This window comes from Rhodanobacter sp. ANJX3 (genome assembly GCF_014200755.1).
Taxonomy (GTDB): Bacteria; Pseudomonadota; Gammaproteobacteria; order Xanthomonadales; family Rhodanobacteraceae; genus Rhodanobacter.
Genome location: NZ_JACHCM010000002.1, coordinates 23,188 through 36,518, shown reverse-complemented (window position 1 = coordinate 36,518; position 13,331 = coordinate 23,188). Strand labels below are relative to the sequence as shown.

Annotated in this window: 11 protein-coding genes; 9 read left to right on the top strand and 2 right to left on the bottom strand. The window is 59.8% G+C overall.

Going from position 1 to position 13,331, the window contains the following annotated elements:
* Positions 1-23: 23 nt before the first annotated feature.
* Complete coding sequence (locus HDE76_RS04770; RefSeq protein ID WP_179481520.1) at positions 24-821, top strand: MipA/OmpV family protein; 798 nt, start codon at positions 24-26, stop codon at positions 819-821.
* 99 nt (positions 822-920) lie between these two features.
* Here the strand turns inward: HDE76_RS04770 and typA are convergent, their stop codons facing one another.
* Positions 921-2,765, bottom strand: coding sequence for a translational GTPase TypA (typA, locus tag HDE76_RS04765; protein ID WP_184505778.1), 1,845 nt, complete (start codon positions 2,763-2,765; stop codon positions 921-923).
* A 302-nt stretch (positions 2,766-3,067) separates the two neighbouring features.
* On the opposite strand from typA, the gene HDE76_RS04760 reads away from it, so the two are divergent.
* The 6 genes from HDE76_RS04760 to HDE76_RS04735 all read left to right on the top strand — a co-directional run bounded on the left by HDE76_RS04760 (position 3,068) and on the right by HDE76_RS04735 (position 9,662).
* On the top strand, positions 3,068-3,577 hold the full coding sequence (locus tag HDE76_RS04760) for a peptidylprolyl isomerase (protein WP_179481516.1): 510 nt from the start codon (positions 3,068-3,070) through the stop codon (positions 3,575-3,577).
* Positions 3,578-4,010: 433 nt separating this feature from the next.
* On the top strand, positions 4,011-5,210 hold the full coding sequence (locus tag HDE76_RS04755) for a pyridoxal phosphate-dependent aminotransferase (RefSeq protein ID WP_184505776.1): 1,200 nt from the start codon (positions 4,011-4,013) through the stop codon (positions 5,208-5,210).
* 84 nt (positions 5,211-5,294) lie between these two features.
* A complete protein-coding gene (locus HDE76_RS04750) occupies positions 5,295-6,281 on the top strand; it encodes a malate dehydrogenase (RefSeq protein ID WP_179481512.1) in 987 nt (328 codons plus the stop codon).
* A 166-nt stretch (positions 6,282-6,447) separates the two neighbouring features.
* The gene (gene prpB / locus HDE76_RS04745; RefSeq protein WP_184505774.1) at positions 6,448-7,341 is read left to right on the top strand and encodes a methylisocitrate lyase; all 894 of its coding nucleotides are present in this window, start codon (positions 6,448-6,450) and stop codon (positions 7,339-7,341) included.
* A gap of 70 nt (positions 7,342-7,411) precedes the next feature.
* Positions 7,412-8,563: a 2-methylcitrate synthase gene (gene prpC / locus HDE76_RS04740; protein ID WP_184505772.1), complete on the top strand. Its 1,152-nt coding sequence runs from the start codon at positions 7,412-7,414 to the stop codon at positions 8,561-8,563.
* A 259-nt stretch (positions 8,564-8,822) separates the two neighbouring features.
* Positions 8,823-9,662, top strand: a complete 840-nt coding sequence (locus HDE76_RS04735) for a hypothetical protein (RefSeq protein ID WP_179481506.1) — start codon at positions 8,823-8,825, stop codon at positions 9,660-9,662.
* A gap of 84 nt (positions 9,663-9,746) precedes the next feature.
* Here the strand turns inward: HDE76_RS04735 and HDE76_RS04730 are convergent, their stop codons facing one another.
* The gene (locus HDE76_RS04730; protein ID WP_184505770.1) at positions 9,747-10,430 is read right to left on the bottom strand and encodes a TerC family protein; all 684 of its coding nucleotides are present in this window, start codon (positions 10,428-10,430) and stop codon (positions 9,747-9,749) included.
* Between the two features lie 788 nt (positions 10,431-11,218).
* On the opposite strand from HDE76_RS04730, the gene HDE76_RS04725 reads away from it, so the two are divergent.
* A complete protein-coding gene (locus tag HDE76_RS04725; protein WP_179481502.1) occupies positions 11,219-12,412 on the top strand; it encodes an OmpA family protein in 1,194 nt (397 codons plus the stop codon).
* 147 nt (positions 12,413-12,559) lie between these two features.
* Positions 12,560-13,327, top strand: coding sequence for a pseudouridine synthase (locus HDE76_RS04720; RefSeq protein ID WP_179481500.1), 768 nt, complete (start codon positions 12,560-12,562; stop codon positions 13,325-13,327).
* The last annotated feature ends 4 nt before the right edge of the window (positions 13,328-13,331 follow it).

Below are 13,331 nucleotides of genomic sequence, written 5' to 3'. Positions count from 1 at the left end.
GATCACTCAAGGAAAGCCGCTCGATGAAAAAAACCTATTCCTGCCTTCTTCTCATGCTTATGCCAGCAAGCGTATGGGCCCAATCAACGGCGGCGACTGACGATCAGGCCGACGTTGCGACAGCATCGTGCTGGAGGCTCGGCGTGGGAGTGGCGGTAGCGAACAATGCCTATCTTGGGAAAGGCTCGCAGGTGACGCCGTTTCCACTCATCGATTATGAGGGCGACCGCTTTTTCTTTCGGGGAATCACGGGCGGTGTCCATGTGCTGAAGTCGGATGGCTTTGCCGTCGATGCCATTATTACAACAGGCTTCAACAATATCAGCGCGTCCGATTTTGATCGGGCTGCTCTTGCCCGTCGTGGCATCAATCGTAACGATCTGGAGGATCGTGATCGAAGCATCGATGCCGGCGTTTCAGCTTCATGGACCGGCAGTCTCGGACAGCTGAAGGCGGTGGCCAAGACGGATATATCGGGTAGTAGCGAAGGGGCGGAGTATTCCCTGGAATATGGTTACCCGCTGCAGTGGGGCGGCTTTCGCATTACGCCAACGGCGGGCGCTACTTTTCTATCATCCAAGGTTGCTGACTATTACTACGGCATCCATCCGGATGAAATGCGCCGCGGCGTGCCCGGATACGAGCCGGGGAGCGCGCTGATTCCGGAAGTGGGGGTCAATTTTATTCGGCCCATCGGAGCGAAGTGGACGCTGATGATCAATGCCAGGTACAGCGTTTTGCCGAACAAGATCAGCAATAGTCCGCTGGTCGATGGCAGTCACGGCAGTGGCATGCTGGTTGGCTTCAGCCGTGCTTTTTGATTTGTTCTATCATCTCGTTTAAATGGTGGGTTGGCGGACCAAGACTGCGATAGAAAAAGCCGCCAAAAGGCGGCTTTTTCTATCGCAGATGCAAAAAGCTCAACCGCGTGACGAGCGCTTGCGGTCGTTCTCGGTGAGGTGCTTCTTGCGCATGCGGATTTCCTTGGGCGTGACTTCAACCAGCTCGTCGTCGTCGATGAAATCCAGCGCCTGCTCCAGCGTGAACTTGGTGGCCGGGGTCAGCTGAATCGCGTCGTCCTTGCCGGAGGCGCGCATATTGGTCAGCGGCTTGGGCTTGATGGCGTTGACGGTGAGGTCGTTGTCCTTGGCGTGAATACCGATCAGCTGGCCTTCGTACACCGAATCGCCCTCGGCGGCGAACAGCTTGCCGCGCTCCTGCAGCGGTCCGAGCGAATAGGCGGGGGTGTTGCCGGCGCCGTTGGAGATCATCACGCCGTTCTGGCGTTTGGCGATCGGGGACGGCGTGTACGGACCGTAATGGTCGAACACGTGGAACAGCAGGCCCGAACCCTGGGTGAGGGTCTTGAACTGGTTCTGGAAGCCGATCAGGCCACGCGCCGGGATCATGTATTCCAGACGCACGCGACCGCGGCCGTCCGACACCATGTTCTTCAGCTCGCCCTTGCGCACGCCGAGGCGCTCCATCACGCCGCCCTGGTGGATCTCTTCGATATCCACCACCAGCTGCTCGATCGGCTCCATTTTCTGGCCGTCGATCTCCTTCAGGATGACTTCCGGACGCGACACGGCCAGCTCATAGCCTTCGCGGCGCATGTTTTCGATCAGCACCGAAAGATGCAGTTCGCCGCGGCCGGACACCAGGAACTTGTCGGCGTCGGAGCCGTCTTCCACCTTCAGTGCCACGTTGTGCACTTTTTCGCGGTCCAGGCGCTCACGCAGCTGGCGGCTGGTGAGGAACTTGCCGCCGGAAAGATCCTTGTTGCCGACGAACGGCGAGTTGTTGACCTGAAAAGTCATGCTGATCATCGGCTCGTCCACGCTCAGCGGCGGCAGCGCTTCGGGCGTATCCGGCGAGGTCAGCGTGTCGGAAATGGTCAGGTCGGGAATGCCCGAGATGGCGACGATATCGCCGGCTTCGGCGCCGTCCTGCTCGATGCGCTCGAGGCCGAGGAAGCCGAGCACCTGCGCAATCTTGCCCTGGCGCTTCTTGCCTTCGCGATCGATCACGGCAACCTGCATGCCCTTCTTCAGCGCACCGCGCTGCACGCGGCCGATGCCGATCACGCCGACGAAATTGTTGTAGTCGAGCTGGCTGATGCGCATCTGGAACGGGCCGTCCGGGTCGACATCCGGCTTCGGCGCGTGCTGCATGATCGCTTCGTACAGCGGGGTCATGTCGCCTTCGCGCGCGTTCTCGTCCAGCGACGCATAACCGTTGAGCGCCGAGGCATACACGATCGGGAACTCCATCTGCTCGTCGCTGGCGCCGAGCTTTTCAAAGAGGTCCCAGACCTGCTCGACCACCCATTCCGGACGCGAGCCCGGACGGTCGACCTTGTTGATCACCACGATGGGCTTGAAGCCCATGGCGAAGGCCTTCTGCGTCACGAAACGCGTCTGCGGCATCGGGCCGTCCATCGCGTCGACCAGGATCAGCACGGTATCGACCATCGACAGCACGCGCTCGACTTCGCCACCGAAGTCAGCATGTCCCGGCGTGTCGACGATGTTGATGCGGTTCTTGATGCCTTTCTTCTTGTCTTCCCAGGTGATGGCCGTGTTCTTGGCCAGGATCGTGATGCCACGCTCCTTTTCCTGGTCGTTCGAATCCATGACGCGCTCGGCCAGAACCGTGCGCTCGTTGAGCGTGCCGGACTGCTTCAGAAGCTGGTCGACGAGGGTGGTCTTGCCGTGGTCGACGTGGGCGACGATGGCGATATTGCGCAGGTTTTCGATAGACATAAAAGACTCGGCCGGCGCCGGAGGGGCCGCCTGATGGTTTAAACAGAGGGATTAACTCGTCGATTATACGGACTTATGTGTCAGCTTGCCTGCGATTTCGCTTATTCGTTCATTTGACAGCCTTTGTAGGGCATCCAGTCGTATTTCGGTGGCCGGCCATTGCTGTCGCAAGCGGCTGGCGACCGCCATGGCTCGGCGTTTTTGCCGGGTCTTTATGGGCCCCTTCACACGACTGCGCTATTCTTCCCGGCCCATTGCCGTGCCGGACACGGCGATGTCGTCAAGAAACCCGAGGATTTTCGATGACCATCAACGTGACTTTCAGCACCAACCGCGGCCCGATTCATCTACGTCTGCATGACGACAAGGCGCCGCTGACGGTGGCCAACTTCGTCAACCTGGCCAAGCGCGGCTATTACGACGGCCTCTCGTTTCATCGCGTGATCGCCGACTTCATGGTGCAGGGTGGTTGCCCGGAAGGCAGCGGCCGCGGCGGTCCGGGCTATAAGTTCGAAGACGAGTTCAATCCGTCGCTGCGTCACGACAAGCCGGGCGTGTTGTCGATGGCCAATGCCGGTCCGCGCACCAACGGCAGCCAGTTCTTTATCACTCACGGCGCCACGCCGTGGCTGGACGGCAAGCACAGCGTGTTTGGCGAAGTGCTCGGTGCAGAAGACCAGAAGGTGGTCGATGCCATCCAGCAGGGCGACATCGTGGAGAAAGTCACGGTGGAAGGCGATGTGGATGCCTTGCTGGCGGCCAATGCCGATCGCGTCAAGGAATGGAACGCGGTCCTCGACAAGCGCGCCTGAGTCCATCGCGCTCTGAATGATATGAAAGGCCGTCGGCTTGCAGCCGGCGGCTTTTTTGATAGACCACCATCGTATCGGTCGCTACCGCAGCGGCGGATGATCGGCGGGGCATGAGCGGTATAAGCGATGTCATTCCTGCGTGCGTCGTGAATGGTCTGGTCGCACGCGGTCGATCATCTGACGCCATATACGGGGCAGGGCGGCGGTTCCTCCCGGCATGCTCGAAGCACTGGTCGGCAAGCTGTTCAGTTCGACTCAGGCCTTACGTTTCGTTTGTACATAGCGCAAACGTATTCGTTGCCTTCCCGCGCCTCGGCACTACGGTCACCCCTTCCTAATAATGACGAGGGCATAAGTTGACCTTTTGTCGATCCGTGCGGCTGCGCAGCATCGTGATAAAATCGCGGCCTTTGCTTAAGCGCGTAGAGAGCCCATGCCCCAGCTTGCCCAGCGTGTCGGTCGTGCCAAACCCAGCGCCATCATGGTGATTGCCGAGAAGGCGAAGCAGCTCAAGGCGGCCGGTCGAGACATCATCAGCTTCTCGATCGGCGTGCCGAACTTCCTGCCGGGCGAGCACGTATACGCGGCGGCACGCGAGGCGCTTTCGCACGACTCCGGTCAATATGGCAGCAACCGTGGGCCGGAAGCGTTGCTGGATGCGTTCCTCGCCCATATCGAGGCGCTGGGTCTGACCGGTTACGGTCGTCTCAATGTTTCGATCGGCATCGGTGCGAAGCACGTGCTTTACAACCTGGCCGAAGCCTTGCTCAACGAAGGCGACGAAATCTGTTTCCCGGCGCCGTACTGGACGACTTATCACGATATCGCCGATATCGTGGGGGCGAAAGTCAATGTGCTGCCTTGTCCGTCCGTGCAGAATTACAAGCTGGCGCCGGCGCAGCTGGAAGCCGCACTGCAGCGCAAGCCGAAAGTGTTCCTGTTCAATAACCCATCCAACCCCACCGGCATGGTCTACACGCGCGACGAAATCGCGGCGCTGGCCGATGTGCTGGTGAGCTATCCGGAGACGTGGATCGTCACCGACGATATCTACAACTCGATGGTGTTCGATGGCATCGGCTATCACAACTTCGTGCACGCCCGGCCCGAGTTGCGCGAACGGCTGATTTTTGTCGATTCGGTATCCAAGACCTATGGCATGCCGGGTTGGCGCGTCGGCCTGATTGCCGGGCCGGAGTCGGTGGCCAAGGCGATGACGACGCTCAATTCGAACCACATCACCAGCTTGCCGGAAGTGATCAGTGCGGCCGCGATTGCCGCCTTCAGCGGTCCGCAGGACGTGCCGCAGGCCCGTTGCGCGGAATTTGCGGGCAAGCGCGACATCGTGGTCGAGGCCTTGCGGGGCATTCCCGGCGTGATCTGTCCGCGGCCGCAGGGCGCGTTCTACGCGTTCCCGGATATTTCGGTGGCGTTCGGCAAGAGCCACAACGGCGTAAAGATCGGCAACGATGTGGAGTTCTGCGCGGCGTTGCTCGAGGCTACCGGCGTTGCCTGCGTGCCGGGGTCGGCATTTGGCGAGCCGCGCGCCTTGCGTATCTCCTATACCTGTCCCACCGCACAGCTGGAGCCGGGCCTGCGGCGTATCCAGCAGTTTTTTGCCGAGCTCGTTTGAGCGCTTCGATTTGCAAACCTTTAGTCGGCCTTGATCCCATCCTTTTTCCCGCATCACTCATCGCTCACTCAAGGAGCCAACCCCATGAAAGCACCCGTTCGAGTTGCCGTTACCGGCGCCGCTGGTCAGATCGGCTACGCGCTGTTGTTCCGTATTGCCGCTGGCGACATGCTGGGTCCGGATCAGCCGGTGATCCTGCACCTGCTGGAAATCACGCCGGCGCTGCCGACCCTGCAGGGCGTGGTGATGGAGCTCAACGACTGCGCGTTCCCGACGCTGGCCGGCGTGGTCGCCACCGATGACGTCAATGTCGCTTTCAAGGACGTCGATTACGCGCTGCTGGTCGGTGCGCGTCCGCGCGGACCAGGCATGGAGCGCAAGGATCTGCTGGAAGCCAACGGCGCCATTTTTAGCCCGCAGGGCAAGGCGCTGAACGATCACGCCAAGCGCGACGTGCGCGTGCTGGTGGTCGGCAACCCGGCCAACACCAACGCGCTGATCGCCCAGCAGAACGCGCCGGATCTCGATCCGAAGTGCTTCACCGCGATGGTGCGCTTGGACCACAACCGTGCGCTGAGCCAGCTGGCCGAAAAGACCGGTGCGCACACGACCGACATCAAGAAGGTCACCATCTGGGGCAACCACAGCTCTACCCAGTATCCGGATCTGCACGAGACCACCGTCAAGGGCAAGCCGGCGCTGGAGCAGATCGAGCAGTCCTGGTACGAGAGCGATTTCATTCCGACCGTGCAGCAGCGCGGCGCGGCCATCATCAAGGCTCGTGGTGCGTCGTCCGCGGCGTCGGCGGCCTCCGCTGCGATTGACCACATGCGTACCTGGGCACACGGCACCGCCGAGGGCGACTGGGTATCGATGGGCATTCCGTCGGACGGTTCGTACGGCATCGCGCCGGGTGTGATCTTCGGCTACCCGGTCACCGTGAAGGGTGGCAAGTACGACATCGTGCAGGGCCTGAAGATCAACGCGTTCTCGCAGTCGCGCATCGATGCGACCGAAAAGGAGCTGCGGGAAGAGCGCGCTGGCGTCGAGCATCTGTTCGCCAAGAAATAATTGACGACGCAGTACGCAGCGTTTCGCGAAGAGGGTCGGCCGTAAGCCGGCCCTCTTTATTTTGCAAGACGCCCAAGCCGTCGCAAGCATCGCCATTGCGCACTGACGCGCTGCGGAAGCGGGTATTTTCGCGGTGCGCTAAAATGGCGTTTTGGATAAAGCAGCCATGACGAAAATCGCATCTCCCGGCGCTCGTTTTCGAGCGGCAGTCGCGGAAGAACAGCCGCTGCAGGTGGTCGGCGCGATCACTGCCTACGCGGCCCGCATGGCCCAGCGCAGCGGCTTCAAGGCGCTTTATCTGTCCGGTGGCGGCGTGGCGGCCAATTCGCTGGGCATGCCCGATCTGGGTATCAGCACGATGGAAGACGTGCTCACCGACATCCGGCGCATCACCGACGTGTGCGAGCTGCCACTACTGGTCGACGTGGATACCGGCTGGGGCGGGGCGTTCAATATCGCGCGCACGGTGCGTTCGCTGATCAAGGCCGGAGCGGGCGCTCTGCATATCGAGGATCAGGTCGCGGCCAAGCGCTGCGGTCATCGGCCCGGCAAGGCAATCGTCTCGAAACAGGAAATGGTCGATCGCGTCAAAGCGGCCGTCGATGCCCGCAGCGACGAGCAGTTCGTCATCATGGCGCGTACCGACTCCATTGCCGTCGAAGGCCTGGAATCGGCAATCGAGCGAGCGAAGGCCTGCGTGGACGCAGGCGCCGACATGATTTTTCCCGAAGCCATCTACACGCTTGAACAATACCGCCAGTTCAAGGCGGCGGTGAACGTGCCGATCCTCGCCAATATCACCGAGTTCGGTCAGACCCCGCTGTTTACCCGCGACGAATTGTCCAGCGCGAACGTCGACATCATTCTTTACTGCTGCGGCGCGTACCGCGCGATGAACAAGGCCGCGTTCAATTTCTACGAGACCGTACGCCGTGACGGCACGCAGAAAGCGGCCGTGCCGACCATGCAGACGCGCGAAGAGCTGTACGACTATCTCGATTATCACGCTTACGAGCGCAAGCTCGACGAACTCTTTGCCGACGGTAAATCTGCCGAGTAGTAACTGACCAAAAGTTTGTTTCCAGCGGTGCCGGCGTTCCGGCGCCACTTCATCGATCGAGGGTTTATCCATGAGCGAAACCACGCAAGCTGCGCCAAAGGCCAAGAAGTCCGTTGCGCTTTCCGGCGTGCCGGCCGGTAACACGGCGCTGTGCACCGTCGGCCGCAGCGGTAACGATCTGCATTATCGCGGTTACGACATCCACGACTTGGCGGCCAAGGGTTGCTTCGAGGAGGTGGCTTACTTGCTGGTCCACGGCGTGCTGCCGAACTGGACCGAGCTAAACCACTACCGCGCTCGTCTTAAGCGTTTGCGCGGACTGCCTGCGCCGGTGAAGAGTGCGCTTGAGCTGCTGCCGGCGGCCACGCATCCGATGGACGTGATGCGCACCGGCTGTTCGGTGCTGGGCACGGTGCTGCCGGAAAAAGACGACCACAATGTCACCGGCGCCCGCGAGATCGCCGATCGGCTGATGGCAAGCTTCGGCTCGATGCTGCTGTACTGGTACCACTTCAGCCACAACGGCAAGCGCATCGAGACGCAGACCGACGACGATTCGATCGCCGCCCACTTCCTGCACCTGCTGCACGGCAAGAAACCCAGCGACCTGCATGCGCATGCTCTGGATAAGTCGCTGGTTCTCTACGCCGAGCACGAGTTCAACGCCTCGACCTTCGCCGCACGCGTGATCGCGGGTACGGGTTCGGACATGTACTCCGCCATCACCGGCGCTATCGGTGCATTGCGTGGTCCGAAGCACGGTGGTGCCAACGAGGTGGCGATGGAAATCATTGCGCGCTATCGCAATGCCAACGAAGCGGAGGCCGATATCCGCGCACGCGTCGAGCGCAAGGAAATCGTCATCGGCTTCGGCCATCCGGTGTATACGGTTTCCGATCCGCGTAACGAGATCATCAAGGAAGTCTCGCGCAAGCTGTGCACGGACGGCGGCAATCCGACGCTCTTCGATGTATCCGAGCGCATCGAAAAAGTGATGGGCGAGATCAAGAAGATGTTTCCCAATCTCGACTGGTTCTCGGCCAGCGCTTATCACATGATGGGCGTGCCGACAGCGATGTTTACGCCGCTGTTCGTTATCGCCCGCACCTCCGGCTGGAGCGCGCATGTGATCGAACAGCGCGAGGATGGCAAGATCATCCGTCCCAGCGCGAACTACGTCGGGCCGGAGGACCAATCTTACGTGCCGATCGACAAACGCTGAGCAGCTTCGATTCGATGAAAAAGGGAGCCCGACTGGCTCCCTTTTTCTTTGTACATCCCCAGACGCGCACACGTAGACCCGATCGGCTTAATTCGCTGAAATTCCGACGACTTCCCAGTTATTTTTCGCGCAGGCGAGGTGGCGGCGTGCTGATTTGGATTGATGAAAATGCACTAAGAAAAAGGTCGTTTTCGACGAAATTTTCACCGGGTTTTAGTTAATTTTTAGTTTCCCATACCGGAAAGTACGGAACGTAAAAATGAGTTTATTAACTGCCGCTTCATCTCGTGTTCGCTGCAGCCATCTGCTGGCTATTCCCCTTCTTCTGGCGAGTTCGGCGTCTTTTGCTGACGTATCGCCTGCGCTCGATCGCTTCGATCTTTCGCTCGGCGGTTATTACGCCAACACCGATACCAACATCGGCGCCGCCGATAAAAGCGGCCAGCTCAGTGGCAATGTCAATCTGGAGCGTGACCTTGGTCTGGAGGACCACAAGACGGTGCCGCGGGTGAAGCTCGATTTCCTGATCGGTGATCATCAGGGCTTTTCGTTCGATTATTTCAGCATCAATCGCACGGAAACCAAAACACTCAGCGATGCCATCAACTATGGCGGCGATCAGTACGACGCTTCGGCTTCCGTTCGCGGCAAACTCGATTTCGATTTCGGCAGCGCGGCTTATCGCTGGTGGTTTGGCAGCGGCAACGACGTGTTCGGGCTGGGCATTGGTGCGGCGTACTACCGTGTGCATGCGGGCATAAGCGGTATCGCCACGTTGAACGGGGAGAGCGCCGAGGCCTCAACCGGTTACAGCAAAACGGCTGGTGCGCCTCTGCTGCAAATCGGCTGGCGCCACGCGTTCAGCGATAGTGTACGCATGTATTTCGATGCGTCGGGCGTCAAGAAGAACGGTGGTGACCTTAATGGCCACATCTATAACGCCGCACTCGGGCTCGAATGGTATCCGTGGAAAAATGTCGGCGTCGGTGCCGAGTACGCGTACACCCGCATCAAGCTCAACGATGAGCAGGACAGCTATAACGCGAATCTTGATCTCAAGCTGCATGGCCCCTCGGCCTTTGTGAAATTTCGCTTCTGACGAGGCATAGCTGATCTTGCCGACGAGACGATTCGTCACGAAAAGCCGTAGCCTTGGGGCTGCGGCTTTTTTATCGATGTTTTCTTAGTGGGATGCCGTACGGCGCCCGTAACGCTGCAACAACCAGCTGCCGCCGCAGATGGCAATGACCAGCGCGGTTTGCAGGGCGTAAGCTGCCCCAGCACGGGCATCGAACCAGTCAGAAATCAGTCCGTCACTGGCGAGCATGTGTCCCGCCGTCCACGCGATGGCACCGGCGCCTATATAAACGATGACCGGAAAGCGTTCGATAAGTTTGAGAATCAGGGTCGATCCCCATACAACTAGCGGCACGCTGATCAGCAAGCCCAATGCCACCAACGGCAGATGCCCTCTGGAAGCTCCGGCGATCGCGAGTACGTTGTCCATTCCCATCAATGCATCGGCAACCAGGATAGTGCGCAGAGCGGCCCAGAAGCTGGTCGTCGCGCCGACTTCCTGCTGTGAGTCGGCGTGCTGTTGCAGCAGCTTCCAGGCGATAGGCAGCAACAACAAACCGCCGGCCAGCATTAAACCGGGTAGCTCGAGCAGATAAACCACCACGGTAGTCAGCAGCGCTCGTACGGCGATGGCGCCGAAACTGCCCCAGAACACGGCTCGTTTCCGTAAGGGCTTGGGCAAGGCACGAGCGGCCATGGCGATGACAATCGCATTGTCACCGGCAAGCACCAGATCCAGCAAAACGATGGCCAGCAGGCCGGCAAGAAAGTCGTTGCCTAAAAGTTCCATGCAATTTTCCACGCGCGTTGGACAATGCGATGGGAACGAGTGCGCTCGACTCGCTTCCACCGCAAAAGTCTTGTTCGCAACGTGGCTGCCGCCGTGACCGGGGCGAGATTCGCCCGTGTTGACGATCACGGCACCGACGCAAAGAAGGCTTGCGTCGGGAACTACTCCCTTTTGGGCTTTGAGTTTTGATTGTCAGCGGCTGGGGCGGGCAGGTCAAGCGCAGCCTAGGTATTACCGTTTTGACGTACTTGCATGCCGGGTGCGGGCCTTCATAAGTCGTTACTGGATGTACCTACCAGGAGCAGTCGCTGGAAACACCGGTGTCGGTGTGCTGGATGCGCAGTATCTCGGCCTGTCTGGCAAATAAGCGCCTGAACCGGCGGGCAAGCCATTCTTTACAGGCCTTGCTCGCGCTCTTCACATTGTAAAGACGAGGTGACTGGAATATTAAGCGCATGAGAACGGGGCTGACGTTCAATTCTCGTGCTTAAACGAATTGAGGCGAATTGGTTTGAGCCATGCTGGTGGTGGCTGGAGATGGATTATCTCAGGGTCTATGCACTTGATAGGCACGAGAGTTTCCTGAATGAAGTCTCACCGGGGTAGATAAGTTGCCAATGTGTTAACTCCCCAACCACTTAACGAATTTGCTACACTCTCCACCGCTTGTTGCATGAACGCCAGGCACGGGCTTAAAACCCTGAATGACGTAACCTTAGTTGTGATACGCGATTTCCGGTTTGATTTGAACGGACGCGAAAAAAAACCTAAAAATGAGGAGACACCTGATGAATCGTAAGGGCTTATATTTTCTGATCGCGCTGGCCCTGGGCGGCGTAGGTGCCGTTCATGCGCAAGACGCAGCTGCTCCGGCCGGTGACACTTCGGCTTCGACTGCTCCGGTTTCGAGCTTCGACGACCGTTGGTACATTGCTCCGACCGTTGGCGGCTACTACAACGACGACAAGCGCAACACCAACAGCCGCCAGTTCTACTACGGCCTGGGCTTTGGTAAGTTCTTCACCCCGAACCTGTCGATCGACCTGTTCGTTGACCGCACCAAGCGCAAGATCGATCGCGGTCCGGCCAACGGTGGCGGCCAGGGCGACAGCTCGTGGGCCAATAACAACGTCGGCGTAGCCGCTCGTTACTACGTTGGCGACTGGAATGCGTTCCGCCCGTACCTGCTGGCCGGCGTGCTGGGCAGCCACCACAACAACCCGTATGACAGCGGCTGGTCCCCGGCTGCCGAGCTCGGCGTCGGCGTGTCCAAGACCGTTACCGATAGCACCGACGTCCGTTTGGAAGCCGGCTACCGTTATGACTGGGACGACAAGACCAGCGAGAACCCGGCTTTTGCTTCGACCGGCAACAACAGCAACCGCAACGGTTACGGCGATGCGTTTCTGGGCCTGAGCATCGTCTCGCGCTTCGGCGCTCCGCCGGCCGCTCCGGCTCCGGCCGTTGCTCCGCCGCCGCCGGCGCCTGACTGCTCCACCATGGACAGCGACCACGACGGCGTGAACGATTGCGACGACAAGTGCCCGAACACCCCGGCCGGCACGATCGTTGGACCTGACGGTTGCCCGCAGAAGGTCGTCATCGACCTGCGCGGCGTGAACTTCAAGTTCGACTTCCCGAAGAAGGGCCATGTGAAGGCGAGCGAAATCGGCAAGGCTCTTGCTATTCCGACCGCGGACTCGCTGGCTGTGCTGAACCAGGCTGTCGACACGCTGCAGCGTTACCCGCAGGTGCACGTGACCGTTGCTGGCTACACCGACAGCAAGGGTACCGATGCTTACAACCAGAGCCTGTCCGAGCGTCGTGCACAGATCGTGTATGACTACCTGACCAGCCACGGTATCGATGCAAGCCGCCTCGACGGCCCGATCGGTCACGGCAAGAACGATCCGATTGGCGACAACGCCACGGATGCCGGTCGCGCCCAGAACCGTCGTACCGAACTGCAGGTCAAGCAGTAATAGACCGCAGCAAGTGAATAAAAAAACCCGGCTTCGGCCGGGTTTTTTTATGGGCGGTCGCTTAAAGCGACTTTAGCGCGCAGCATGTTCATGGGCACCCTTCAGCAGTGCTTGTAGCAAAGCGGTAGGCGCCGATAGGCTAGAAAGATGAATCGTCTCATTTCTCGTTCAACGCGTACCGCGGTCACCGCAACATTGCCGCGATTCGGCCTCGCGCGGGTGCTGTCCAAGATGGGCATATGCTCGCGCACTCAGGCCGAACAGTGGATTCGCGAAGGTCGGGTCAGCGTTGATGGTCGCGTGCAACGCGATCCGCAGTTTCCGACCGTGATGGGCAAGTCGGCGATTGCGGTCGACGGTAATAACGTCGAGGCCACGACCCATGTGTATGTAATGTTCAACAAGCCGCGTGGATTGGTCGTCAGCGCTGCCGACGAGCGAGGGCGCGACACGGTCTATACCGCCCTTGCTGCTGCAGGTTTGCCGTGGCTCGGTCCGGTGGGCAGGCTCGACAAAGCCAGCGAAGGCTTGCTCCTGCTCAGTAACGACACCGCGTGGGCCTCTGGCATTACCGATCCGGCAACTCACTTGGACAAGACCTATCACGTCCAGGTTGCCGGGCAACCGGATCATGTGACGCTCGAGAAAATGTTGGAAGGCGTCACCGAATCGGGCGATCTGCTCAAAGCAAAGCGCGCAGTTCTGCTCCGATCGGGCGAAAAAAACGCTTGGCTCGAAGTGGTGCTGGACGAAGGCCGCAACCGGCATATTCGCCGCCTGCTTGCGGCATTGGGGTTTGACGTACTGCGCTTGATTCGCGTCAGCATCGGGCCGCTCGCTCTCGGCGAGTTGGTCAAAGGTCAGTGGCGCCAGCTCACTGCCGACGAGGTGCGTGCTCTGGCTACCCGTCGATAGCGAG